The organism is Pseudomonas sp. BIC9C (genome assembly GCF_034541995.1).
GTDB lineage: Bacteria > Pseudomonadota > Gammaproteobacteria > Pseudomonadales > Pseudomonadaceae > Aquipseudomonas > Aquipseudomonas fluorescens_CC.
Genome location: NZ_JAWDGM010000007.1, coordinates 63,505 through 88,463 on the forward strand (window position 1 = coordinate 63,505; position 24,959 = coordinate 88,463).

General features: G+C 54.8%; 20 protein-coding genes, 1 tRNA gene and 5 pseudogenes. 12 read left to right on the forward strand and 14 right to left on the reverse strand.

Annotated elements, in window-relative coordinates; translation table 11 throughout:
* Positions 1 to 20 precede the first annotated feature (20 nt).
* From RS887_RS26145 to RS887_RS26195, 11 genes are all read left to right on the forward strand, one after another.
* Positions 21 to 716 carry an ABC transporter permease gene (locus RS887_RS26145; RefSeq protein WP_085717865.1) on the forward strand — a complete coding sequence of 232 codons (696 nt, stop codon included), beginning with the start codon at positions 21 to 23 and terminating at the stop codon, positions 714 to 716.
* Positions 713 to 1,402: an ABC transporter permease gene (locus tag RS887_RS26150; protein ID WP_085717864.1), complete on the forward strand. Its 690-nt coding sequence runs from the start codon at positions 713 to 715 to the stop codon at positions 1,400 to 1,402. Before RS887_RS26145 ends, RS887_RS26150 begins: the two co-directional genes overlap by 4 nt.
* Positions 1,383 to 2,612, forward strand: a complete 1,230-nt coding sequence (locus RS887_RS26155) for a methyltransferase (RefSeq protein WP_322617653.1) — start codon at positions 1,383 to 1,385, stop codon at positions 2,610 to 2,612. Before RS887_RS26150 ends, RS887_RS26155 begins: the two co-directional genes overlap by 20 nt.
* Positions 2,613 to 2,955: 343 nt before the next feature.
* Positions 2,956 to 3,780 carry an FkbM family methyltransferase gene (locus RS887_RS26160; RefSeq protein WP_322617654.1) on the forward strand — a complete coding sequence of 275 codons (825 nt, stop codon included), beginning with the start codon at positions 2,956 to 2,958 and terminating at the stop codon, positions 3,778 to 3,780.
* Between the two features lie 78 nt (positions 3,781 to 3,858).
* A tRNA-Thr gene (locus tag RS887_RS26165) sits at positions 3,859 to 3,934 on the forward strand.
* A gap of 171 nt (positions 3,935 to 4,105) precedes the next feature.
* Complete coding sequence (locus tag RS887_RS26170) at positions 4,106 to 5,428, forward strand: tyrosine-type recombinase/integrase (RefSeq protein ID WP_322617655.1); 1,323 nt, start codon at positions 4,106 to 4,108, stop codon at positions 5,426 to 5,428.
* A 34-nt stretch (positions 5,429 to 5,462) separates the two neighbouring features.
* Complete coding sequence (locus tag RS887_RS26175; RefSeq protein WP_322617656.1) at positions 5,463 to 5,774, forward strand: hypothetical protein; 312 nt, start codon at positions 5,463 to 5,465, stop codon at positions 5,772 to 5,774.
* Positions 5,775 to 5,904: 130 nt separating this feature from the next.
* Entirely contained in the window at positions 5,905 to 7,047 is a 1,143-nt protein-coding gene (locus RS887_RS26180; protein WP_322617657.1) for a hypothetical protein, read from the forward strand.
* A 961-nt stretch (positions 7,048 to 8,008) separates the two neighbouring features.
* The gene (locus tag RS887_RS26185; protein ID WP_322617658.1) at positions 8,009 to 8,986 is read left to right on the forward strand and encodes an integrase domain-containing protein; all 978 of its coding nucleotides are present in this window, start codon (positions 8,009 to 8,011) and stop codon (positions 8,984 to 8,986) included.
* On the forward strand, positions 8,983 to 9,261 hold the full coding sequence (locus tag RS887_RS26190) for a hypothetical protein (RefSeq protein WP_322617659.1): 279 nt from the start codon (positions 8,983 to 8,985) through the stop codon (positions 9,259 to 9,261). The genes RS887_RS26185 and RS887_RS26190 overlap by 4 nt, the downstream gene beginning before the upstream one ends.
* 160 nt (positions 9,262 to 9,421) lie before the next feature.
* On the forward strand, positions 9,422 to 11,035 hold the full coding sequence (locus RS887_RS26195) for a DUF6119 family protein (RefSeq protein ID WP_322617660.1): 1,614 nt from the start codon (positions 9,422 to 9,424) through the stop codon (positions 11,033 to 11,035).
* A gap of 38 nt (positions 11,036 to 11,073) precedes the next feature.
* Here RS887_RS26195 and RS887_RS26200 read toward each other — a convergent pair whose 3' ends face one another.
* The gene (locus RS887_RS26200; RefSeq protein WP_322617661.1) at positions 11,074 to 12,006 is read right to left on the reverse strand and encodes a retron St85 family RNA-directed DNA polymerase; all 933 of its coding nucleotides are present in this window, start codon (positions 12,004 to 12,006) and stop codon (positions 11,074 to 11,076) included.
* Positions 12,003 to 12,941 carry a retron St85 family effector protein gene (locus RS887_RS26205; RefSeq protein ID WP_322617662.1) on the reverse strand — a complete coding sequence of 313 codons (939 nt, stop codon included), beginning with the start codon at positions 12,939 to 12,941 and terminating at the stop codon, positions 12,003 to 12,005. Before RS887_RS26205 ends, RS887_RS26200 begins: the two co-directional genes overlap by 4 nt.
* A gap of 665 nt (positions 12,942 to 13,606) precedes the next feature.
* Here RS887_RS26205 and RS887_RS26210 point away from each other — a divergent pair.
* Positions 13,607 to 13,815 (forward strand): annotated as a pseudogene (locus tag RS887_RS26210) (hypothetical protein).
* 649 nt (positions 13,816 to 14,464) lie between these two features.
* Here RS887_RS26210 and rffA read toward each other — a convergent pair.
* From rffA to RS887_RS26270, 12 genes and pseudogenes are all read right to left on the reverse strand, one after another.
* A pseudogene (gene rffA, locus RS887_RS26215) lies at positions 14,465 to 15,606 on the reverse strand (dTDP-4-amino-4,6-dideoxygalactose transaminase).
* Positions 15,607 to 15,678: 72 nt separating this feature from the next.
* Positions 15,679 to 16,551, reverse strand: a complete 873-nt coding sequence (locus tag RS887_RS26220; RefSeq protein ID WP_322617663.1) for a class I SAM-dependent methyltransferase — start codon at positions 16,549 to 16,551, stop codon at positions 15,679 to 15,681.
* The gene (locus RS887_RS26225; RefSeq protein WP_322617664.1) at positions 16,548 to 16,958 is read right to left on the reverse strand and encodes a GtrA family protein; all 411 of its coding nucleotides are present in this window, start codon (positions 16,956 to 16,958) and stop codon (positions 16,548 to 16,550) included. Before RS887_RS26225 ends, RS887_RS26220 begins: the two co-directional genes overlap by 4 nt.
* Before the next feature lie 5 nt (positions 16,959 to 16,963).
* Entirely contained in the window at positions 16,964 to 17,884 is a 921-nt protein-coding gene (locus RS887_RS26230) for a hypothetical protein (protein ID WP_322617665.1), read from the reverse strand.
* Positions 17,885 to 17,914: 30 nt separating this feature from the next.
* Positions 17,915 to 18,577: an acetyltransferase gene (locus tag RS887_RS26235; RefSeq protein WP_322617666.1), complete on the reverse strand. Its 663-nt coding sequence runs from the start codon at positions 18,575 to 18,577 to the stop codon at positions 17,915 to 17,917.
* The gene (locus tag RS887_RS26240; protein WP_322617667.1) at positions 18,574 to 19,515 is read right to left on the reverse strand and encodes a glycosyltransferase family 2 protein; all 942 of its coding nucleotides are present in this window, start codon (positions 19,513 to 19,515) and stop codon (positions 18,574 to 18,576) included. Before RS887_RS26240 ends, RS887_RS26235 begins: the two co-directional genes overlap by 4 nt.
* Entirely contained in the window at positions 19,512 to 20,204 is a 693-nt protein-coding gene (locus tag RS887_RS26245) for a WbqC family protein (RefSeq protein WP_322617668.1), read from the reverse strand. Before RS887_RS26245 ends, RS887_RS26240 begins: the two co-directional genes overlap by 4 nt.
* A complete protein-coding gene (locus tag RS887_RS26250; RefSeq protein ID WP_322617669.1) occupies positions 20,201 to 21,424 on the reverse strand; it encodes a hypothetical protein in 1,224 nt (407 codons plus the stop codon). The genes RS887_RS26245 and RS887_RS26250 overlap by 4 nt, the downstream gene beginning before the upstream one ends.
* A gap of 424 nt (positions 21,425 to 21,848) precedes the next feature.
* Entirely contained in the window at positions 21,849 to 22,559 is a 711-nt protein-coding gene (locus tag RS887_RS26255) for an SDR family NAD(P)-dependent oxidoreductase (RefSeq protein ID WP_057712436.1), read from the reverse strand.
* Positions 22,560 to 22,603: 44 nt separating this feature from the next.
* Positions 22,604 to 23,259 (reverse strand): annotated as a pseudogene (locus RS887_RS26260) (DsbA family oxidoreductase).
* Positions 23,256 to 23,475: pseudogene (locus tag RS887_RS26265) on the reverse strand (tautomerase family protein). Before RS887_RS26265 ends, RS887_RS26260 begins: the two co-directional pseudogenes overlap by 4 nt.
* Before the next feature lie 172 nt (positions 23,476 to 23,647).
* A pseudogene (locus tag RS887_RS26270) lies at positions 23,648 to 24,897 on the reverse strand (IS256 family transposase).
* Between the last annotated feature and the right edge of the window lie 62 nt (positions 24,898 to 24,959).

Genomic DNA, 24,959 nt, shown 5'->3' on the forward strand with positions numbered 1-24,959 from the left:
CGCGATTTGAAAAGAAATCCATGATTATCGACCTCTACGGATTCGGCCCGGCGCTCGCCGCTGGCGCGCTGATGACTGTGAAACTGGCGCTCTCGGCCCTGTGCCTGGGGCTGGTGCTCGGTCTGCTCGGCGCCTTGGCCAAGACTTCCCCGTACAAGCCGCTGCAATGGCTTGGCGGCACCTACTCGACCCTGGTTCGCGGCATCCCGGAATTGCTCTGGGTGCTGTTGATCTACTTCGGCACGGTCAATCTGATGCGTGCCCTGGGCGAGTTCTTCGGCAACCCCGACCTTGAGCTCAATGCCTTTGCCGCCGGCGTGATTGCGCTGGGCCTGTGCTTTGGCGCCTACGCCACGGAAGTGTTTCGGGGGGCGATCCTCGCCATCCCCAAAGGTCACCGTGAAGCAGGCGTGGCGTTGGGCTTGTCGAAATTGCGCATCTTCACCCGGCTGATCATGCCGCAGATGTGGCGCATCGCCCTGCCCGGCCTGGGCAACCTGTTCATGATCCTGATGAAAGACACGGCGCTGGTGTCGGTGATCGGCCTGGAAGAAATCATGCGTCACGCGCAAATCGGCGTGACTGTGTCCAAGCAACCGTTCACCTTTTATATGGTGGCCGCGTTCATGTACCTGGGCCTGACGATTCTTGCCATGACCGGCATGCACTTCATGGAAAAACGCGCCGCTCGCGGCTTCGCGAGGAGCGCCCAATGAACTGGGAAGTCATCATCAAGTGGCTGCCGAAGCTGGCCCAGGGCGCAACGCTGACCCTGGAACTGGTGGCCATCGCCGTGATCGCCGGTTTGCTGCTGGCCATTCCGCTGGGCATCGCCCGTTCGTCGCGCCTGTGGTGGGTGCGGGCATTTCCCTACGGCTACATCTTCTTTTTCCGGGGCACGCCGCTGCTGGTTCAACTGTTCCTGGTCTACTACGGCCTGGCGCAGTTCGATGTGATCCGTAACAGCTCGATGTGGCCGTACCTGCGCGATCCGTTCTGGTGCGCCACGGCAACCATGACCCTGCACACTGCGGCCTACATTGCGGAAATCCTGCGCGGCGCCATTCAGGCGATTCCACCGGGCGAGATCGAAGCGGCACGGGCGCTGGGCATGTCCAGACCCAAAGCGCTGTTCTACATCATGCTGCCGCGCGCCGCACGCATCGGCCTGCCGGCCTACAGCAACGAAGTGATCCTGATGCTCAAGGCCAGTGCCCTGGCCAGCACCGTGACCTTGCTGGAACTGACCGGCATGGCCCGCACCATCATTGCCCGGACCTACCTGCCGGTGGAGATCTTCTTCGCCGCGGGCATGTTCTACCTGTTGATGGCCTATGTGCTGGTGCGTGGCTTCAAGTTGCTGGAGCGCTGGTTGCGCGTCGATGCCTGCCAAGGGCGTTGATAGCTGCGTGTTGACGGGCGAGGCGCTACTCGCCCGCTTCACTGCGCTGGATGCTTTTCTCACAGAGCATCAGGCGTTGTGGAAACCTCGCCCGTTCACTTATCTGCAACTACCCTGGGAAGCGTCCTACCCGGCGTTAGCCTCATGGCTACGCGGGCGAACACTGGAAGACGCGGAAAACGCTCACAACCAGCCGGCTCTTCTGCACGCCCCTGAACCTTTTGTATCGCTGGCATCGATGTCCGTTGTTTTGAGTGCAGTGGATGAGTTGCCCACCCGCGTTCTCGAAACGGCAGGCCATCGACTGAACGTCGATGTGCCGGGGCGCAAATGGCAACAGATCGAAGCGTTCGCCAGCCGGTTGCAGTTTTCCGAGGCACCGCAGCATTGGCTGGACTGGTGCTCGGGCAAGGGACACCTGGGGCGCCGCCTGCTGCAACCAGGACAGCAACTGACATGCCTGGAATACGACCCGGCCCTGGTAACCAGCGGCCAGGCACTCAGCCAACGTCATCACCTGCACGCGCTGCATATAGAACAGGATGTGCTCGCGGCAAACGCAGCTTCCTTACTGGGTGCGTATCACACCCCCGTCGCGCTTCACGCCTGCGGTGATTTGCATGTGCGGCTGATTCAACTCGCCAGCGCGAAAGGCTGCAAACAACTCGCCATTGCGCCGTGCTGCTACAACCGGACCAGTCTTGTCGAATACTCGCCGATTTCCTCGGCTGCCCAAGGCTCCGGCTTACGGCTTTCCCTCGACGACCTCGCGTTGCCCATGAGCGAAACCGTTACCGCCGGTGCCCGCGTGCGACGTCAACGCGACACCTCCATGGCCCGGCGCCTGGGCTTCGACTTGCTGCAACGGCAACTGCGCGGCATTGACGAGTATCTGCCAACCCCTTCCCTGCCCAGTGCCTGGCTGGACAAACCCTTCGCCGATTACTGCCATCACCTGGCCGCACTCAAAGAGTTATCCACAATCGGCCCGCAAGATTGGCCAGCCCTCGAAGCCGCTGGTTGGCAGCGACTGGCCGAGGTCCGCAACCTTGAGCTACTACGCGGGCTTTTCCGACGTCCGCTGGAGCTTTGGCTGGTCCTTGACCGGGCACTTTTCCTCGTCGAACAGGGCTACAGCGTCCGCGTCGGCACCTTCTGCAAAACCCCGCTCACGCCGCGTAATTTTCTGCTCCTGGCCGAACGTGCTTAAACACGCCCAGCCTGTGGATAACTCTGTTGATGGAATTTTCGTGGATCCAAGATTCATGCCAGTTTCAGGGTAAAAACAATACTGTTCATTTTTTGTACACACGTATAAAAAATCGAAAAAACAGGTATTTGCAGACAAATGAGAACGGATCCACAAATTCGGCCTAAACCCAGTGCGCTTCCAACGGCATTGTGCATAAGCATTTAATGAAAACGACATAAACGCCTAATCCCGGACCGCGGACAGGGGAATTTGCACCCTTTCATGACTCTTGTTATACACACACGCAAGGGCGCCAGCAGCGCGGCCACGAACAAGAACATTCTTCCGACAGGATGCGCCAGTGACCTTCATTTCCTACGCACAGAATTTCGAAGACATACGCCTGTGGCGCGCCCTCAAAACCGTCGAGAACGGCTTCTACATCGACGTCGGGGCAAACGACCCCACCCATGACTCGGTCACCAAGGCGTTCTATGACCATGGCTGGACCGGCATCAACGTCGAACCGATGCCCAACTACTACGAAGCCCTGTGCCAGCAACGACCCAAAGACACCAACCTGCAATGCGTGGCCGGCGAAAGCGCCGACAGCCTGACCTTCTACGGCATCGCCGGCACCGGCCTCTCGACCGCCGACCCGGCCATGGCGCAGATGCACAAAGACGCCGGCATGGACGTGCGCAGCCAGACCGTCCAATCCCGCACCCTGACCTCCATCTGCGAAGAACACGCCCGGGGCCGTGACATTCACTTCCTGAAGATCGACGTAGAAGGCCACGAAGAGACCGTCCTGCGCGGCATGGACTTCACCCGGTGGCGGCCGTGGGTCATCCTCATCGAAACCCCGTGGGAGCGCGACCAGACCTGGGAAACCCTCGTCACCGGCGCCGGCTACCAGTCCATCCTGTTCGACGGCATCAACACCTACTACCTCGCCGAAGAACACCTGAACCTCAAACCCGCCTTCGACATCCCGCCGTGCAACCTGGACGAGTTCCAGTTCTGCAAAGGCCACAACTTCAGTCACCCCGTCGGCGACACCGAACACCAACTCGCCGCCGCCCTGCAACGCGCCGAACAGGCCGAAGCACAGCTGCGCGCAATGCAAAACAGTCGAGCCTGGAAAGCCATTCAGAAACTCAAGAAAACCCTGCTGCGCGCCTGACCTGAAGCCCGCGCAAAAATAGTCAAAATTCAGGGGTTTACAGAAGCCAGCCAATCGCTATAATCGTCGCCCTGACACGCCGGTATAGCTCAGATGGTAGAGCAACTGACTTGTAATCAGTAGGTCCCGGGTTCGATTCCTGGTGCCGGCACCATACAAGGTTCCAGAGAAGGCTTTCAAAATCTCTGGAACCCCCGAAAAACCCGCCTTCTGGCGGGTTTTTTCGTTTTGGCGTTCCGTCAGGTTACGTCAAAATCTGGTGGATTCCAGCCGTTTTAGGGGTAATGTTAGGGGTAAGGTAATTCGATAAAGGGGGAGTACCCTTATGTCGCGAACCACCGCTCCACTCTCCGATTCGGCTTGCCGCTCAGCCAAGCCCACCGACCGCGCCTACAAGCTTTTCGACGGCGATGGCCTCTACCTTCTAGTCCAACCCAATGGCCGTAAAGGCTGGCGTCTCAGGTATGTAAAACCTGATGGCCGCGAAGGACTGACCTCGTTCGGCAGCTACCCCGTGGTCGGCCTCGCCGATGCGCGCAACAAGCGCCTGGAGGTCAAGCGGATGCTGGCGAAAGGCATCGACCCCATAGAGACCAAACACCAAACCAAGACGCAGGCCGCAATCAAAGGCCGAACCTTTGAAAGCGCTGCACTGGAATGGCACAAAGCGATGTCTGCCAAATGGGCGCCGGGCCATGCAAAGACGGTTCTGAGCCGCCTCAAAACCCATGTCTTCCCGCTGATCGGCGCTCGCTCTATTGTCGATCTGGACACCCATGACCTGATGCAACCTCTGGAAGCGATCCAGAAGCGTGGCACGATTGACGTCGCTTTAAGGGTACAAAACTACCTGCAAAGCATCATGCGCGAGGCGAAGCGTTCTCGGCAGATCACGGCAAACCCTGCCTCCGACCTTGAAGGTTTGATCAAAGCCCCGAGGGTGATTCACCGCCCTGCTTTACCCTTATCGCATCTGCCTGAATTGCAGGAGCGTATCGACACCTACAGAGGCCGCGCACTTACCCGGCTGACGGTCATGCTCTCGCTGCATGTGTTCGTCCGCTCCAGCGAACTTCGCTTCGCCCGCTGGAGCGAGTTCGACCTCAAGCGCGGCACTTGGGAGATACCGGACACTCGACCCGCACTGGACGGCGTCCCCTTTTCAACAAGGGGTACGAAGATGGCCGGGGATATCCACCTTGTACCCTTATCGCCGCAAGCCGTGACCCTGCTTGAACAGATCCACGCCCTCACCGGCAAATTCGACCTGGTGTTTGCAGGCGACGCCAAGCCCTGGAAACCCATGTCTGAAAACACGGTGAACAGCGCACTCAGAAAAATGGGCTATGACACCAAAACCGAAATCTGCGGGCATGGGTTTCGTTCGATGGCCTGTAGCGCGCTGATTGAATCAGGACTGTGGTCCGAGACCGCCATTGAAAGGCAGATGAGCCACAAAGAGCGGAACAACGTCCGCGCCGCTTACATCCACAAGGCCGAGTTCATCGAGGAGCGCAGGCTGATCATGAACTGGTGGAGCCGGTACCTGGAGGCCAACCGGCAGGAGCATGTCACTCCACACGAATTCGCGAACCAAGCAGGTACAAACGTCACTCGAATAAAAGCGAAACTCGGAGTGGGCGAGTAAACCTACGGCTCAATCGAACAGTTAAGGAGTATCCATGGCTAAGAAAGCAAGGCAGGTAGGCATCCAGCAGCGTAAACAGCAGCTGGAAAAAGATCTAAAAAAGGCAGAGAAACGCCGAGAGCTTGAAAAAGAGCGTTCAGCCGCCAGACGTAAGAAGATGATCCAGTACCTCCGCAGCGAAGGAGCAGTAAAAAAGGTTAAGCAAAAGAAAAGCTCGGTCAACCTAGCTGCCACCTTTCCTAGCCCAGAAAAAATAAGACGGGAGGATGTGGTCATCGACAAACACACCGACTCTCGTAAAGCGCCTCAGCATTATCGCCTTGAAGGCGATAATGGCTGGGTTTGATGTAATTACATTCGATCTGATCGGCTGCATTAGACTTGGCGAGTCCGTGCTCTCACTGGCGCCTGACTAATTTGAGACAGGCAAGCTAGCTCACCGACGATTGAGAACCTCATCGATCGAGATCAACCCTGTGCCAGAAACCCCGCCCCAAATAGAACTTGATGATGAACCGGCCTCGGCTATCGTTTGGCAAAGGCGTCACGAGCGAATCCAAGCTGTGATTGCACCTGCTGAGTCAGACGAGGCGGATGATCCAGAAGTCGCGCTTGTTAAGGTGATCGCAGCGTCAGATGCTGGAAAAATTGAATACCATCGCGGCATGGAATGGTTGGAACGCAGCCCTGCTTTGGCGCATCGGCACTTGTACAACGCTTTCACATGGTTATACACGCCTGCAATATTTGAGCTGGACCGACTTTTCAGAAGCACCAACGCTAAGGAACTGTTCCTATCGCCACCGGAATTCGCTCGACAGGCTGAAAGTTGGGCAACTCAAGCCAGTCAACTCGCTTGGCTGGAGATTGAACAAGCACTTTTAACCGGCACGCGTCCGGTTTGCTTTCAGAAATCATACGGTACGCCTGACTGGGAAAATCCTCGCTGGGGTGGGGGGTCCCTATTTTTTGTTCAGCATGGAGCGCACCAGTTCGCTGTCACCGCCAAGCATGTGATCGACAATCTTGATGCTAATCCTGACCACTTTCGGTTGCTCCTGCCTGCGCAGCAGACATTGCCGATCGTGGACGGCCACTCGCCTCCCCAAAGCGCCGAACACTACGATCACGAAACGGACATTTTTGCATGGGAGATTGACCAGAAAGCGGAGCTTACTGAAGACACCGAGTGGTGGACCTGGAGAATGGATGAGTTGGTCAAGCCGGCAACTGACTTGGTTAGTGGCCAGCGACTTTACGCCGTTGGCTTTCCTGAACTCGAAGAGAGCTACGATCACGTAAATTTCGACATCAATGAGCATCCATTCATTGCATCAGGTCGGCTAGTCGACAACCAATCGGTGGAAGGGTTTTTCACGATTGACTGCGATGAGGATCTCCCCGATGTTGATTTCAATGGCATGAGCGGTGGACCTGTATTCGCGAGATTCGATGACATATTCCACTACGTCGGAATGATCGTTATGGGTTGTGGACGAGTTAAAAAACTGCACTTCATCGACTCCCGCTACGTCCTTGATTTGTTCGATCAGATCGTTCGTAGAACACCAACCCAAGGGGATAAGGCTGCCGCTTGTTCAGCTTGTAATGGTCAATAGATGCAAATACACATCACACGGCTAAAGATAAAAAGTGGCATCAAAGTGAGCGTGCATTCGCGAAATCTCAGCGATCCGCTTGTCCACGCGGGTCCATCCAAACAGGGCTGCAAAGCCGCCCTGCTAGGATGGACCTCACATAAAAAATCTAAAGCCCACACAACTGTCTGTGGAAAACCACTGATTTCCACCGGTGGATAATTTCATCCACAGCCGCAGAACTCCCGAAAATTGGAGTCTTGACCCGAATTATCCACAGGCGTAGAAAAGATCGGGCAAAGCGCTGTCGTCGACAGCAACCCAGGTAGCCAGAACCTTTAAGGCTACGCCACACGGTGGTGGTTCTCCCAAAGTGCGATTAGCGTCCGGCGGCTCGCACGGTCACAGCGATGTGATGGATGCCTACTTTTACCAGTGTGCCCACTGCGGCAACTCATCCCCTTTCATAGCTGCCCTGCAGCAACCTATCCACTTGGCCATTCCCGTGCGCCAACCTGCGCCCGTCTCTTTCTCCCGGAAAGAGACGGGCGCTCCTACCGCTGCTGCAGCCCAACTCGTACAAGGCTTTGCGGCATTCCCCCTCGTGACAATCGGCGTGACAAACACCGAAGTCACCAGCAACAGCGATGCAGATGATGGTGCCGCAGCCCAAGGAATGGACTGCACCTGACTGACAGTCTGGCATGTCCCGGTCATCGCATTATTGCCTTCACCCGACTCAGGATCTCGCGGTGCTGGTCTCGTCAGCTAGCGCAGCCTCCACCCGCCCACTTCTGCGGAAGTGTTCAGGAGGCCAGATCATGAGATGCCCAAACTCCCGGTCGTAAGGAGCCGCCAGTCCTGCGTTAGTGGACAACCCTCACAGGTCGCAGGGGCCTTGATCCCTGATAACACTCAACATTCGTGGCGGGATGACGTGGGGAAAGACTTCAAACGGTTTGGCTTCGAGAGGAGTTTGATCATGGCGTTGGTCGGTAGACGGGATGGGCGCAATTTTGGCTATGGTCGGCAGCTGAGCTATGCCGGGCCGCAAGCGCTAAAAGATCTGTTTGGCGGCGGGCATTACGGCACAGTCAAAGCGCACAGTGATCGTTGGCAGGTTTTTGTGCGCTGGTGTCGGTCGGAGGATGGCCCGGGGTTTAACGATGCGCGGCAGATTGATCGGCAGACCTTGCTGGACTACGCCGAGCATCTGCGTCAGCAAGTTGAACAAGGTGCCATAGGCATCGCTACTGCGCAAAACCGGTTATCCAGTGTGAGTCGGACCATGGCCGCGCTTCGCGGTGATTCGTATGTGAAAGTGCCGAGTCCGAGCAAGGCGTTGGGAATGCAGCGCACCAGTGTTCGTTGCTCGGTTCCGCAAGGCCAAGACCGCGAACAGGTGAAGCGAATCGTCGACGCGCTCTGCGAACAGCATCCCCGTGCCGCCGCCATCGCACAATTGGCACGCGTCACTGGCATGCGATTGCGCGAGGCGATTCTGGCCGACCTACCGCGACTCAAGCGAGAAGCCGAACACTACGACAAGATCAACATCCAGGACGGCACCAAAGGTGGCCGCGGCGGCGCAACCGCACCTCGTTGGATCACAGTGGATGACCATATTCGCGAAGCGCTCAGGTACGCCGAACAGGTCTCTCCCGACGGTAGCCGCAACCTGCTGGCGCCGAACGAGAGCTACCTCGATTTCCAACGGGAAATCGTCCGCCCCGCCCGCGATATCCTCCATACGCACAACCTCATAGGCTTCCACGAACTGCGCGCGGCTTATGCGTGCGAACGCTATGAGCAGATCACCCATCACCTAGCACCCATCAACGGTGGCAGGTGCAGGCGCCTCGATCCACGCCTTGATCGAGAGGCACGCTTACAAATCAGCTATGAGCTGGGACACGGTCGTATCGGCGTAGTATCGGCGTACATCGGTGGTCGGGTATGAATAAACAATTCGATATGGAGATCTTCTTGGCTGGCGTGCTGACTGGAGCACATGCCACACGCGAACGTCACATCCGCCAGGCCAAGACTATTCAAGCAGCCATTTCTGAACGCTGGAGCCGAGAGAGTCCATGGACATGGCAAAGAAAACATCTTGCCTGGTTTTTTGACCATCACCTATCCAAGCATAGTAAAGCAAGCCGCTACTACTATTGGTTGACTGGGTTGCTCGTCATCTCTCGCCTTAAAAAGCCTTGGTCGTTGCCGGAACCTTAAGCAACTGTACTCACCATGGGCCGCGCAAACGTCCCTGGACATTCGCTACATTGAAAAAACTCAGCCTCCTAAACTAATTGCTAAGCTCACTCAAGCATAGCAATATCCAGAGAAATAGGCGGCGTTTTGCCATGCACGAGACAAGACCTAGGGAAGGGACATGCCAGATATCAAATATCGTCACTTAAATGTGTTCATGATGAAACCAGATGCTTTGATCAATGGTTTCTCAGATCTGCTAGCTTTGGAGAGAGATGTAGTAGCATATGAACTCGATGAAAACTTTGGCCTGGAAGGAGTTCTCTATGTAAAGCGCACAGTTGAAAAAAGACCGAGCTGGAGTGAGTTGGTTGACACAATAACCGGAACTAACGTAATCCAGATCGGAAACAAATCAAGCTCTGCAGTATTATTTATAAAAACAAATACCGACATCTTCGCGATAACCTTCGGTTATGGCAGACATCTAGTAAATCTTGCACACTTCACCCAAGATTTCGGGCTAAAAACCGCCTTAAACACTCTTAACCATGAAAGTTTAAGAAGTGTAGACATTCACACATTAGAAGACCAACCGGTTCAAAAAAGATCACAGGCCGCACGTGACTCAGAAATAAGTGTATTTGGCATCGATATATCTAGAGACATATTGAGAGCTGTGACTGGAACACCTAAGCCAGGGATAGACTTCAAAAACATTTCTGGTGGTGACGCGATGTTTTCATTTGGGATTGAAATGGAAATCGGCGACTTAGCAACAATAACTGAAAATTTAAAAATCCAATATCTGAAAGATGATTATAAAACAGACTTTCTATGGGTAGATAATGTCAGAAAAATTAAGGAAAAATCGCACATAGACCAGTTAGATCAAGTTCTAGTTGACGCAATCAAGAACCGTGATCCGAGCATAGTTATAACACTACCTGAAATAGAAAAATGGGACTCGATAACCGGCTTCAGCTTTACTCGAGCCAAAAGTGATCGATCACCTACTGTATCATCGGAAAAATACCTATCTACGATTGACAATACAAAACTATCAATCGAGTCAGTCAAAAGAGATCATTTGTATGTTTTCGACATACATGAAAACGAATTCGACCATTCAATATACAAGTGTATATATTATGAAATAATCAACGCAAACAAAACGAACATAATATTTGGAGGAACCTGGTATGAAATTGACAACTCATTCATAGGGAGAATAAATGCTAGCTTAGCGAATATAGGTGTTTCTGAACTTCAATTTCCAGGGGTTTACGTGTGGCAAGAAGGTGAGAAGGCAAAGATAGAGGCTGAAGGTGATTACAATATTAGGGCCTCTCAGGAGCACGGATATCACCTATTAGACAAGAGACTGATCAAAAGTAACAAATCGACCAGCTCTATTGAACTGTGCGATTTGCTTTCAACTGAGAAGCAATTTATACACGTGAAACATCGCAAAGGGGGATCTGCTGGACTAAGCCATCTTTTCGCACAAGGAAGCGTCGCCGCAGAGATATTGCTCGGAGACCGCGAGTTTAGAAAGTCGGCCAGAAAGGTATTGGGTACTTTCAGTAACGTTGCACGCGAAATCATTCCACTCGACAACTTTCGAAGCGCAGAATATGAAGTGGTTTTTCTGATATTGGGCGATGATGCCTCAAACGTGAAAAGCAATCTTCCCTTCTTCAGTAAAGTAAACCTTGTTAGGGCATACGATAGTCTTTCCCAGCGAGGCTACTCCGTAAAAATATCAGCCGCAGCCAAAGTAGAAAGACCATGAAACGCTTTACGGAGATTGAACAATAATGCCCGCGCGGCTCACTGACGCTTTCTTAAAAGATTCAATATGGTTTTCATCCCATATTTCTTACCTAAACGTGATAAAAACAACGGCTCTACATCAGCAGCGAAACCGAGCAACCCCTGAAGCCTAAACACGTCTTTTTGCTCAAGCAGTCCCAGACCATACTTATGAACAAGAGCGCTAATTTCTCGCTTTCTATCGCGCCCAAGAGAAACTTTATCATCGTTTGTGATTACTAATCCGGTAACCCTGCGGCTCCCTCGCTTAGACAAATGTATTGTCTTATCGACATTCAAATTTAAGCGCGGGTATTTCAAGCTAGACAAAAAGTCTTTTATTACAGGGACGACTGAGTCAGAGGCGTGAGGTAACGCCGTGGAAAATGTTAAATCGTCAGCATAGCGAGTATAAACAAATTTGTTTTGAGATGCCCAATCAGCTACTACACTATCAAACTCATACATGATGGAATTCGACAGTATTGGCGAAGCTGGAGAGCCTATACTCAGAGCACCGCCATTCCCTTTATTAATACATGACAGTCTTGCAATATATCGAATTTCTAGTGCATCAAGGAAAGGCAAGCTTTGCTGAAAGTGCGTTATCAGGTCATCAATTTTAATAGACGGGAAGAAGTCTTTAAAATCCAGCTTAACCATGTACTCGTTTGTTCTGTGCGCCTCGGCATTCTTTTTAATGCTCGCGCCTTTTACATATGCTGACGCGGCCTCATGAATTGGCAATAGGTGAAAAACGTTCTGAATCAACCAATGTTGAACATACTTTGTTTCCCTGGCAGGTTGCGAGACTATCCGCAGACCGCCATTCTTTTTGGGAATACTATAAGTTTTATAAGAGTAAGGAGCCCTCGAAACCACACGCAATAATTGCTCGCTTGATAATGACAAGTCAGCTAACATTTTCTCCAACGTTTTATGGGCGATCACTTCCCACCCCCAAACAGCCGACGAATCACTCTAAGCCGATGATTATCTTTCCCCGAAGCATTATAGAACTCTTTACATTCTGTAGAAATACGTAACTTATCTATCGGCACAGAAGAGTTCGCAGAAAAATTGACTCTGTGGAACTCAGAGTTTCTAGCGACGTAAAACTGGGAGTCGCTATAAACCTCAAGGCTGATGAGCCTGAATCGCTGAAGCAGAAAAAGCTTACCCCTTAGTTGATCCCTGCCAGCGTCAACCCCTAGCTTGGAAAGGTAATCCAATAGCTCGCTCTCTTTAACGGCAACAAATAGTTTTATAAGCTCATACAAGAGAACAAAAACATGGGAGTTATTGGATGTTTTAAGAAGCTGCGATTTCGGCAGCTCGTCCAATTCACGCTGAACATCAGCCACAACATCCTCAATGATTTCAGCAGTTATAGTAAGTGGAAATCCAACTTCAAATGGATAACTTTTTACTGCAGTTCGCTTATCGTTTGAGATATGTCGAAAAATACCTAACTTTATGAATGAGTCATTCTGAAAGTGATCTTCCGAGCAAACAGCAACAATTTTGTCGTTGAATTCCTTCAACTGAGAAAACGCGCCAAGCTCAGCTATTGCTCCGGGACTCTCTAGTATGATAACCACCAAAGAGCACATTGCAGCCAACTCCACCTCGAGATCAATGAGATTTCTAAAGATAGCGTCAACTTGCCAATTAGTGACATCCTCAGGCTTGAAAAACTCAATTCTATTATTGAGATCTGTCTCAAGCGCGTGACGTAGCGACTGTACCGAAGGGGTGGGATCGTCCGGATGTCCCTTTTCAGGCGACCGGCCACCACACAGAAGGACGATGTGAGACTTACAATACTCGACCCTTGATGACTCTATTTTTATCGATGATAGAGCAGCAAGTCGAGGATCTGTCATTTAGAAGAAGTTCTTTACCAAGAAACAGCCGCAGAGAATATCTGTGGACCGTAATGAGCCCGCGATTGGAGGGCCGCAGATATTCTCTGCGGAATAAATCCAAGCAATTTTCTAGAGTCTGGCTAATCGCCCGACTAAGCATCGGCACTGAGACCGAGCTTGTACGCGTAAAGAACGGATCGAATATCCCAAACGGCATTGACACTGTCAATATGACATGCGCGAAATTTACTAATTTTTAGCTCATTCCTCTTTCAGATCACGAATAATCGCTCATATCAATAACGAACACCTCCATTGTTTGATCCGAGATCAGGGTATAAATAGAGGTAGCGCCTCAAAGGCCATTATGTTAAATCATTGATTTTTAAAAAAATAATAATGCGATTCGACTCTTGGTGCCACCATATAGAACAACGAATTAGGCTCACCGAAAGGTGGGCCTTTTTTGTTTCTGGGGTTTCATACCCGATTTGGTCATAGTTTCTCAGTTGATTGGAGCTGGCGGCAGCCTTTTTGACTGACACCTCGCTGCACTGCTGGGCGGGCTCCCGCGCTTGTTTTACGCCGATAGGACTCCCCCATCTGGCGCAATGAAGCCGAAACTCGCTTCAGACTCACCAGCCAACCTCCTGCTACCCTTTCCTCTTCGTGGAGGAAACACCATGCCAAACTCAGATCTGCCCCCTCCCTGCTGTTCAAACTGAACGAAAACCAACTGGCCCTCGAAGCCGCCATCATGGAGCTTTCGAACTGGGTCGAACAGCGCGGTTCGGCCGAGGTCGCCGACAACGTGCGCGGCGCCCTGGAAGCCGTCGACAAGAATGAGGAATTCATCAAGATGACGCTTGCGGTACTGATGACGCCGGAGTGACTGCAATTGGCTTTGGATTGCGGCCACTCGGGACCGGTTGAATCCACAGCTAGGTTCACGGGGTGATTTTCAAGTCACGACGTCCATTTTGGTATCGGCCAACGCCGGCGCGTATTGTGACTGGTGATCCAGGATCGAATGACCGTTTTAATGCTGTTAGGGCTATGCGCCATATTTCGTGGTGGCAGCAAGATGATCTTGCTTCGGCGGGGGGATGTTTCAAACGTCAGCACGGGGGGACTGATTGGGGGCGGCCCGTTCAGCAGCCTGCTTACCTAGTCGAGGTGGCTTGGTCCACCGATGTTTGAACTCTTGGGCGATCGAACTATGTAGAGATTTGTGTAGTCCCCCCCATATTTCTACCCGGCAGACCTGGAAAGCGCTCGCTTTCGGTGGATACGATTGTGATTTGATCTACCTGAAATGGCCACTCGTGGCACAAATTCAGCAGGAAGTCGGTCGTATCGCTGGCCTGTCCTTCAGTCAAACGATGCACCAACATGCCCGAGGCGGTTTCCCACGGGACAAGCACGCACGCTGGCGGAGTGCTTGGCCTTCTTGGGCTACAAAGAACGCGCCGAGCCGAAAGCTGCTGCGATAAAACTCGGACTCGGGATCGTGCCGAACTCCGGCAAGAGTGCTTGTCGAATCAGCGACACAGTTCGTCCCGCAAGACTTCCACCACACGTTCCTGCTGCTCGACCGACATACCTATCCACAGCGGCAGTCGCAGCAAGCGTTCCGAGAGGCTCACCGTGTTGTCCATGGCGCCATGGACACGGCCGTAACGCTGGCCAGCCGGCGAGGAGTGCAGGGGCACGTAATGGAAGACCGAATTGATTCCCTCTCGCTTGAGACCATCGAGCACCGGTTGTCGCGGCACGTCTGCGGGCAGCAGCACGTAGTACATGTGCGCGTTGTGCTGGCAGTCGGCCGGCACGATAGGGCGGCGCAATGCCCCGCTGGTTTCCAGCGGCGCCAGCAATTCGTGATACCGCTGCCAGATGGCAAGCCGCGCCTGCGTGATGTGTTCGGCCTCTTCCAACTGCGCCCAGAGAAACGCGGCAGTCACGTCCCCTGGAAGGAATGACGACCCGACTTCCTGCCAAGTGTATTTGTCGACCTCGCCGCGGAAGAAACGGCTACGGTCAGTGCCTTTTTCGCGGATGATTTCTGCGCGCAACACATACGCAGGATCATTGACGAGCAATGCGCCGCCCTCGCCCGAAATGACGTTCTTGGTCTCATGAAAGCTGAAGGCGCCGAAGTCCCCGATACTGCCCAGAGCCCGGCCCTTGTAAGCGGCCATGACCCCCTGCGCCGCATCCTCGACCACCTTCAGGTTGTGACGCCGGGCGATCTCCATGATCGTATCCATCTCGCAACTCACGCCCGCATAATGAACCGGCACGATTGCCTTGGTGCGCGGCGTGATGGCCGCCTCGATCAGCGTCTCATCCAGGTTCAGGGTATCCGGACGGATATCGACGAACACGGGAACGCCGCCGCGCAAAACGAAGGCATTGGCCGTGGAAACGAACGTGAACGAGGGCATGATGACCTCGTCGCCCGACTGGATGTCCAACAACAACGCGGACATTTCCAGCGCCGCCGTGCACGAGTGGGTCAGCAAGGCCTTGCTCGAACCGGTACGTTCGGTCATCCACTCATGGCACCGCTTGGTGAACGGGCCATCGCCGGCGAGGATGTTGCCGAACTTGGCCTCAGCGATGTAATAAAGTTCTTTCCCGTCATGTAGGGGCGATTGAACTGGATCGTTTTGTCTTCCATCATTTGAGCCTTCGCACGCAAATTATAATCGGGTCGAACTAGACTCACGTCGTCATGCAAAGTGGGGGGGCATCAACTCTTTTTCCGGGCGACAAGCAGCCTGGAAGCACCGACCGGAAAACCCACTCCCACCTTGATGAGCAAACACTCCAGCCACATCACGAAACCAAACAGCACATTGAGCGCCTTGGGTACCGCTAATTCGGCGGTCTCGCTCGTATCGCCCCGCTGTTGCTTCTTGGCACCGCGTGAAATCATCATCGCCGGCAGCAGTAACGAGACGAACGATGTGCTGCGCACGACGCAAAACCCCGCCTCTTCCACCTTGCGATGCAGGTCGGCGGCATCGTAGCGCCGCACGTGGCAGGAATATTCATCCACCTGACTCCACAGCCACTGATGCTGGGGCACGGTCAACAGCATGATTCCCCCGGGCTTCAGGGCACGGTGCATCTGCTGGAGCACTACGGTATCCGCCTCGATGTGCTCGATGACATCGAACGCGCCAATCGCTTCGAACTCGTCGATGTAAGGGATAGCGCGCGCATCCATCTGCACGAACTCCGCACCGGGCAAGCGAGAGGAGGCAAACTTCAGCCCGGTCGAGAACATCTCGCTGCCAAGCAACCTGGCCTTCGGAAACGCCGCGGCGACCCGACTTAGAATGAAGCCGGTACCGCACCCGATTTCCAAAAATGAACGCATGCGCGGCGCATATTTCGTCAGCGCCCATGTAATCAACCTGCCACGCGCCCGGAACCAGAAATGGTCGCTTTCAAGATGCGCATAGGTCTCGTAGAAGTCGGCCTTGAAACCCTCCTGCTTGTCCTCGAGTTCTGGCGCAAACGCGGCAAAACCGTTCTTTCGAGCCACCTGATGTCCACACTGGACGCATGCCCATTGCTCCGAGGCGTACGGCGTCTCGCATTCAGAACAGATCTTCACGCCTGGTTCCCATGCGGTTGGTCATGACGAAAGACGAATAGCTTGAAGAGGACGAACAAGAAACCTCCTACAACGAAAATGGCAGCGGCCTGGACCCACTGATGAGGATATCCCAGCTTGTCGACCAACACAGTCAGCAAGGCCAGGTTGAGCAAATAGCCGGCTGCGTGCGCCAGACCGAAGCGCCACGCCGTCCCCACGACGTTGCCGCGATGCTCGAACGCCCAGTTGCGGTTGCCCAGGAAGCTGATGCAGATGCCAAGCACGTACAGAAAGCTCATGGCCAGCTTGAATGGGATGCCCAGCCACGTCAATGCCAGGTAGGCCGTATAACCGATGGCATTGCAGGCGACGCCGACGACTGCGTAACGGAGAATGGGCCTGATCACGGGCCGCCAGCGCTGCATTAGAATCACTCATCTCCCCAGACGGCAATCCCGAAACCCGTCTTGCCATAGCCGTTGCCGTTATAAAGCATGTAGCGCCGACCGGCATGATCGAAGACGAACGGGTAACAGATCATCTCCGAGTCCCAACCCGATTCCGATACGTCGATTCCCACCTGCTCATCGTGTCGCGTCCATTGCACGCCATCGGACGAGGTCGCGTAGCGGATCCGGTAGGTGGGGCAGTCCTTCGTGGCCCTGGAGCAGAACCACATCCGGTACATGTCCGCATCCTTGAGCACGCGCGGCACACCCAGGGCGTACTCGTGTTCGTCACGGAACCCGATGGCAACGGTGCCGTTGCGCTCCCACTTGATCCCGTCGGCGGACTCAGCATACTCGAGATGATAGAAGTGCTTCGCTTCCGACGGGCCTTGCTCCCATCGCACACAGGAGGTGAACCAGGCCCTGAATCGTCCGGCCTCGAACTGCACCTCGGGAGTTGCGACGAAGTGAGGAAGATCGCGGGTGCGGTCGATGACGGGGCCGCGGAACAGCCTCTCGAAGCGCTGGGTGGCCTCGTTCCATTCGGCCAGGCCGATGGAATTGCGGATCTTCACCGTCACGCCCAGGTTGATCCCGGTGTAGTACAGCAGCTTGCGGCCACCAACGTTGACGATCGAATTGGGCAAGGCGCCACTGTCGTCGAAACATCCGAGGTCGCCCGGTTCGAGGACCGGATCCGGATGGACGCGCAAGACCTTGGTCGGGTCCCGCATGTCGATCTCGAGGAAGCCGCCGTGTCCGCGATTAGTCTTGTCACGCGATGAGAAATAGATGCGATACAGGTCGCCGTTCACCTGCTCGGCAATAGGAATCATCGCGTGAGAATACAACCAATCGCTCTGCCCTTCTGCGCAGAATATCTTTCCTAGTTTTTTCCACATGGGATTTCTTCAGGCCAATTATGAGGTTCTTCAGATGTTCCTGACGCGGGTACTCGGCACGCGCGACCGTTCGGTGGCTTGTCCGACGTACACGCCTTCGGCAGCAGCATCTCCAAGAATCAGGGCGCCGGCGCCGATGATGCATTTCTCGCCGATGGTGACGTGATCGCGAAGGGTCGCGTTGACGCCGAGAAAACAGCTTTCCCCGATCGTCACACGGCCGGATACGACGATGTGCGAGGCCAGGAAACAGTGGTCCTCGATACGCGAATGATGTCCGACATGATTGCCGCTCCACATGGTCACGTTGTTGCCGATGCGCACGAAGGGCTGAACGGTATTGTCTTCCAGGATGAAGCAGTTCTCGCCGATGTCCTCTGTCAGCACCGAGGCTCGCGAACTGATGTAGCTGACCATTTCGTAGCCCAGCGCCTTGACCGCAAGATATTTTTCCTTGCGGATCTGGTTGAGCTTGGAATAGCCGAGCGCGACGAAAAAGACATACCGGTCTGGTGGGTAGATCTGGGTGACTTCATCGAATGCCACCACCGGAAATCCCTTGAAGCTCTTGTTGGCCGGCATGTAGGCGGGATCGACGGCAAACGCCTCGACCTGATAGTCGGAGTCGTTGGAAAAATAATAAAGTGCGAGCTCGGCGGCGTCGGTGAGACCAAAAATAATGAGTTTTTTCATTCGATGCTCCGCGCCTCAGCCTGACGGTAGACGTTCCGGACGATAGTGTAGGGCCTCTGTTTGACTTCGGAGTAGATCTTGGCGAGATAAATCCCGACCACGCCGACGAATGCGATGATCAGGCCGCCGAGCAGCCAGATCGAAGCCATCAGCGACGTATAGCCGCTGGGTGGGTTCGCCAGGAGCAGCCAGTTGACGACGAGAAAGCTCGTGTAGGCGGCCGACAGCAGGAAGATCGCGCAGCCCACGCCGAAGATTCCCACCAGCGGTGCACTGCTGAAGGCAGTAATCGAATTGACCAGTTGCGCCACTTTCTTTCCCAGCGTGTAAGTCGTCTCGTCACGACTGCGCTTGACGATGGCCTGCGCACGCTGATCGAAGCCGGTGATGACCCACAGACCCGCCATGAACAACTCGCGTTCGTCGTGCTGAATCAGCGCGTCCACATAGCGGCGCGACATCAGCCTGGCGACGACGATATTGTCGGGCATATCCAGCCCGCTGAGGAAACGGAAGAGTTTGTAGAACACCTGCCCGGTCCAGCGCTCGAAGTGCTTGCCTTTTCGCTGCTGCTGGACACCGTAGACCACATCGGCCTTTTCGCGCTCCATCTGCTCGCTGAACGAGAGCAACCATGCCGGATCTTCCTCCAGGTCGCTATCGAGCAGGAAGACACGTTCACCGCAGGCATGTCGCAGGCCCGTCATCATGGCCTTGTGGTGGCCGAAGTTGCGCGAGAGATCGACGACCACCACGTGGTGATCGGCTTCGCTCAACTGGACGGCCAGTTCCAGGCTTGAATCCGGTGAGCCGTCGTTGACCAGTACGATCTCGTAATCGTCTCCGACCAGTTGTTGTGCCGCCTGGCTTGCACGGAGATGGAACTCCTCGACGAACTTGGCCGAGCGGAAAAGCGTGGCGACAATGGACAGCTTCATGCTTTGACATGCCTCATGTAACGGTGCGCGTCTTTGCCGCAATTGAACAGCAGATCCAGGACGGTGACGCCATGGGTGAATTCCCCCCAGAGTTGCGGATACTCGGGGAAGCCGGCGTAATCGAACCATTGCAGCGCAATGCCAGCGGCGTCGAACAGCGGCGCCTCGATGTAGTCCTTTGCCGCCGGCCCCGACAGGTAATGCGTCGCACCGGCCTGCTGACAAAGGTCCACCAGGCGGGCAGTCCGGGTTTTGTCGCCGGTAGACATATAGTCCCAGCAATTCGTAATGCGGGTTTCAATACCGATGTATCGGCAAATCGCTTCCATGAACTTCCGGTTCATCGGCGACAGGCCCGTGTGGGTCTCCACCAGATAGAGCGGCTCGAGCCACTGGGCGACCTCATCGAAGAAAGGCGCTCGCCGATAGTTGCTCTGCAACGTTTTCCAGTGCTTGGCTTGCCAGGCCGGCGCCAGTTCGACATCGCGAATGCGGCGACTGATGCCTTGCCCGACAGGCACGCTGAGCCACTGGACGCCTTGCGGTGTCTTGATCAGGTTGCGATTGCGCCAGTCATTCTTGGTGAACTGCATGTCGTCGTAGAGGATGAACTCATCGACGACAGCGATCATGTCGAAATAGCCCTTCCAGGGTATGTAGTTCGACTGGAGAATGGCGACGGTCTTCATGGCTGCTTGATACTCGCGTCCCAGGCGCCCGGGTAGTAACACCCCTGGCATTTTGCCTGCGCGACCTGCTGGAGATGGAAGGAAATGCAGAACAACAGCGCCAGTGCCCAGAAACGCAACGCAGCCGGTGAAGGTTTGTACGCAAAAGTCAGAACAATCGCGACGAAAACCGGTGCCATCAGCAGGTAGTCATACAGGTACGGATGAATGGCAACGGCCTGCGGCCACAGCAGGCTGGTCATCACGTATTGCGAAAAAAGCAGGAAGTAGAACATGCGGATGCCGGCCAACGGAGAGGTCCCCGCCGGTGCCGCGACGCCGGCAGGTTCACGCCGTTTGATCATGCGGAAACAGGCCAACTGGGCTACCAGGAACAGGATCGGCACGGCAATGGTCGGAAATGGCCGCGGGAACTGCGGAACAAGTACCGACTTCACGATGTTGGTGAAATAAGTGGTGTCGCCATCCAGGCCAGCGCGAAACAGCCAGCCGCTGTTGGACGAGGTGAAGCCCAGTGCCTTCGATATCAGTGGGGACGGCAGATAGAAGGCAACGGCCGCAACGAGGGCGACCAATGCCAGACGACACATCCGTCTGTCGAGACCGTCGCTGCGGCATGCCCAAACCAGCAAGGCGGCGCCCAGCAACGCCGCCGAGATCGGAGAAAACACGGCAAACAAAACGATCACTGTCATGACCGCTCCGGACCGTTCCCGATTTTTCCAGATCAAGAATGCAGCCAGCGCCTGGAACGCAAATATCAATGGGAACGTATTGTCGACGTTGAATCTGGCCGAAGAAATCCAGAATCCCGGCATCGACACCATGAATACGACCGATAACAGAATCAACAGTCCCTGACCGAATGCCAGGCGCTTTTCCACCAGACGGGACAGAAAAAAGAACGTAACGCCTGCCAGCGAAATGATGTTCAGGAAAGCCCCTGTCACTCTCATCGGTAATGCCGACACATACATTTCCACTTTATAGAGGGCGTACATGTAGAACAGATAAGCCGTGGCGTGGTTGGAATACGCGATCTTATTTGCGTAGTCCTCCATCGAATAGAAGACGAGGAAACCGTGCTGCGAAAAAGCGTGTTGCTCCCAGATGGGGAACGTGAAGTTTCTCAGGCGCTCGGGCTGGGTCGCAATCTGGCTTGCCGCTTCCCGGAAGCCCAGTGAGTACACCACGCCGATGGTTATGACGACTGCCAGCAAGTATAAGCAGGAGAAAAGCTTATTATTTCTTATAAAGATCATCTTTTCTATTATTCGCAATACGCTTGGGATAATTGGTGCCAGTGCGGGAGGCCCAACGCGGCATTTGCTGCCAAACGAGGTAGAATCGGGTAGCGATCGGGGGAATGGCCCGTTGTATAGAGGATTACGGTCAGGCGGCAGCGCGATCATAATCTAGATGTACGGTCTGGTGAAGCGCTCCTCGTAGAGGATGGCGAATTGATTCATCGTGCTTTTCCAGTCGTGGGCGGGTGTTGGCGAAGCTGCCAAGCACGCGCGCGCAGGCAGCAACGGTCTTGTAATCAGTAGGCCCCGGGGTCGATTCCTGATGCCGCACCATACAAAACAAAGCCCTCGTAGCAATACGAGGGCTTTGTTGTTTCCGGGGTTTGGCAAAGCGCTTTTAGTGACCCGCGCTCTGACCACCGTCCACGTGCAGGATTTCGCCAGTGACGAACTTGGCGCCGTCCAGATACACGACCGCTTGCGCAATATCATCGATCTCGCCCATGTGCCCGACCGGGTGCAGGTTGCCCAGCGCTGCGTGGGTTTCTTCGCCGTGCATCGGGGTCTTGATGATGCCTGGGCTGACCGCGTTCACCCGAATCCCGCGCTTGGCGTATTCGATGGCCAGGGATTTGGTTGCCGCGTTAAGGCCGCCCTTGGTCAGCGATGCCAATACCGATGGCACGCCGTCGATGGCGTGGTCCACCAGGCTGGTGGTGATATTGACGACGTGGCCGCTGCCCTGTTTTTCCATCTCGGCGATGGCGAGTTGGGTGATATAGAAGAAGCCATTGACGTTCACCGACAACACATTGGCGTAGTCTTCTGCGGTGTACGCGGTGAACGGCTTGGCGATGAAGATCCCGGCGTTGTTGACCAGGGTATCGATGCGACCGAAACGGGAAATCGCTTCACGGATCACACGCTGGGCGGTTTCCGGCTCGCCGATGTCGCCGGCTACGGTGAGAATGTCCGGATCGGTGGACGGCTTGATCGAGCGCGAAGTGGCGACGATGCGGTAGCCGAGTTCACGAAAGGCTTTGACCATACCGTCGCCAAGGCCCTGGGATGCGCCGGTGATTACGATGACTTTTTTCGAAATGCTCATGATGAAGACCTCTGACAATAAAAAGTGGGGTAGAAAATCTGTGATCAGGCTTCGGCCGGTGCCTTGGCCATTTGTCGCAACATCTGTTCGTAGTACTCGACCGATTGCGAACCGGACACCAAGTGGCGACCGTTCAGCACCATGGCCGGAACCGAATTGATGCCGCGCTGCCGGTAGTACGCTTCAAGTTCTCGCACCTCTTCTGCGAACGCGCCGGACGCCAGCACCTCTTGTGCACTTGCCCCATCCAGCCCCGCTTCAGTCGCCAGACGCACCAGTGTCGACTGATCGCTCGGGTTCTGGCCTTCGCTGAAGTAGGCCTGTAGCAGCACCTTCTTCAGCTCGACCTGCCGCCCTTCCTGCAACGCCCACAGCAACAAACGGTGTGCATCGAAGGTGTTGTAGAAGTGCGTGCGCTTCTCCAGATCGAATTTGAAGCCGATGGCCTCGCCGCGAGCGATCTGCATGGCCTTGCCGGCGGCGACGTCGGCGGCCGTTCTCCCGTACTTGCGCATCAAGTGCTCGACCGCTTGCTCACCTTCGGCCGGCATATCCGGGTTCAACTCGAACGGCTTGTAGGTCAGCTCGACCGAGATTTCCCGGCCACGTTCTCGATCGCTTGCTCCAGCGCCGTCGCCCCCAGTGCGCACCAGGGGCACACCACATCGGAGATGAAATCGATGGTGACGGAGGACGTCATGACTGCCCCTCCGCCTCGGCCAGGTTTGCGGTACTGGGTGGTGGTGATTCCGGCGTAACCCCAGTTATCGGTGTCGACTTCCTCGATCACGATGTGGGTCAGGTCAGGGCGTTTGTTGAGGACGCGTTCCAGTGTTTCAGTGATCTCGGCAATCACCTGAGCTTTCTGCTCAGTGGTAACGCCATCGCGGGTGATGCGTACGCTTACGAAAGGCATGAGGGAAACTCCAGTGACCTTCCGTCGGGATGATGGGACAGGCGTTGGAGTTCAATTTAGGGAGTTTGCTGGAAGGGATAAAGGTGGGGGCGGGAACTACATTCGTTACGTGGTGTAATGAGTTGGGCATACCTGGAGGGGTGTACTGAATTCTGTGTAAACGGGGTTGCTGTTAATCCTGCAAAAGCCTGTCTTCGAACTGGATACTGAACCTGTTCAAGGCCCCCGCCCAGTCCCTGATTGGCATTGTCCACTTCTTGCTGATGTTGTTCAGCGCCAGATAAAAGAGCTTCATTACCGCATCGTCAGTCGGGAATTAGGCTCTGCTTTTGGTGACCTTGCGCAAGCTCATGTTGATCGACTCGATGGCGTTGGTGGTGTAAATCACCCTGCGGATCTCCGGTGGATAATCGAACAGGGGATGACTCTCGCCCAGTTTTTGCGCCATGACTGGCTGATCAGAGGGTATCGATCATCCCACTTGGCCTCGAAGTCGGTCAGCTTTTGCTCGGCCATTTCAACGGTCGTCGAGCGGTAGATGAGTTTGAGGTCAGCGGCGGCCTCGCGCTGATACTTGTAGGACACGAACTTCAGACTGTTGCGCACCATGTGCACGATGCACAGTTGAACCGATGCTTGCGGATAGACCACTTCGATGGCTTCAGGGAAGCCCTTGAGCCCATCCACGCAGGCAATGAAAATGTCCTTTACCCCGCGGGTTTTAAGCTCTGTAACGACTTGCAGCCAGAACTTGGCGCCTTCCGTCTGGGCGATCCACAGCCCTAACACCTCTTTGCGACCGTCCATGTTGACGCCAATGGCCAGGTAAACCGCTTTGGTTCTGACTGCGCCACTGTCGCGCACTTTGACGTGAATGCAATCGAGGTAAAGGATCGGGTAGAGCTCGTCCAGAGGGCGCGACTGCCAGACCTTGACCTCTTCACTGACCGCGTCGGTGATCGCCGAGATGAGGCTGGGAGAGACCTCGGTTCCATACATTTCCTCCAGATGTCCCTGGATTTCCCGAACAGTCATTCCACGGGCGTAGAGTGAAATCACCTTGTCATCGAAGCCGGTCCAGCGTGTCTGGTGCTTGGAAATCAGCTGGGGCTCGAACATACCCTGACGGTCACGGGGAATCTCCAGCGGTAGCTCGCCAAAATCGCCCTTGAGCGTCTTGCCGCTATGGCCGTTGCGTGCATTTCCTTCTGCATTGGTCACCGCTGCGCTTTTGTCATGACCCAGGTGTTCGGTCATTTCAGCTTCCAGGGCGCGCTCGACAAGCATCTTGGTGAGCTGCTTAAGCAAGCCATTTTCGCCGATCAAATCCTCAGGCTTTCGGTAATTGGCCAACAGACTGTCGGCCAGCCTCACCAGCTCAGGGTCGGGTTTGACTCGTTTGGTGCGCTTTGGCTCGGTCATTGAAACTCCTTGGGAAAGGCAGTGTGCGCCTAATGACCGTTTACACAAACCTCAGTACACCC

Coding starts and splice junctions, on each gene's coding strand:
- RS887_RS26235 (WP_322617666.1), bottom strand. CDS start 18,577: ATGAAAAAACTCATTATTTTTGGTCTCACCGACGCCGCCGAGCTCGCA.
- RS887_RS26225 (WP_322617664.1), bottom strand. CDS start 16,958: ATGCAGCGCTGGCGGCCCGTGATCAGGCCCATTCTCCGTTACGCAGTC.
- RS887_RS26230 (WP_322617665.1), bottom strand. CDS start 17,884: ATGTGGAAAAAACTAGGAAAGATATTCTGCGCAGAAGGGCAGAGCGAT.
- RS887_RS26170 (WP_322617655.1), top strand. CDS start 4,106: ATGTCGCGAACCACCGCTCCACTCTCCGATTCGGCTTGCCGCTCAGCC.
- RS887_RS26255 (WP_057712436.1), bottom strand. CDS start 22,559: ATGAGCATTTCGAAAAAAGTCATCGTAATCACCGGCGCATCCCAGGGC.
- RS887_RS26155 (WP_322617653.1), top strand. CDS start 1,383: ATGCCTGCCAAGGGCGTTGATAGCTGCGTGTTGACGGGCGAGGCGCTA.
- RS887_RS26195 (WP_322617660.1), top strand. CDS start 9,422: ATGCCAGATATCAAATATCGTCACTTAAATGTGTTCATGATGAAACCA.
- RS887_RS26190 (WP_322617659.1), top strand. CDS start 8,983: ATGAATAAACAATTCGATATGGAGATCTTCTTGGCTGGCGTGCTGACT.
- RS887_RS26240 (WP_322617667.1), bottom strand. CDS start 19,515: ATGAAGCTGTCCATTGTCGCCACGCTTTTCCGCTCGGCCAAGTTCGTC.
- RS887_RS26205 (WP_322617662.1), bottom strand. CDS start 12,941: ATGACAGATCCTCGACTTGCTGCTCTATCATCGATAAAAATAGAGTCA.
- RS887_RS26185 (WP_322617658.1), top strand. CDS start 8,009: ATGGCGTTGGTCGGTAGACGGGATGGGCGCAATTTTGGCTATGGTCGG.
- RS887_RS26145 (WP_085717865.1), top strand. CDS start 21: ATGATTATCGACCTCTACGGATTCGGCCCGGCGCTCGCCGCTGGCGCG.
- RS887_RS26150 (WP_085717864.1), top strand. CDS start 713: ATGAACTGGGAAGTCATCATCAAGTGGCTGCCGAAGCTGGCCCAGGGC.
- RS887_RS26245 (WP_322617668.1), bottom strand. CDS start 20,204: ATGAAGACCGTCGCCATTCTCCAGTCGAACTACATACCCTGGAAGGGC.
- RS887_RS26175 (WP_322617656.1), top strand. CDS start 5,463: ATGGCTAAGAAAGCAAGGCAGGTAGGCATCCAGCAGCGTAAACAGCAG.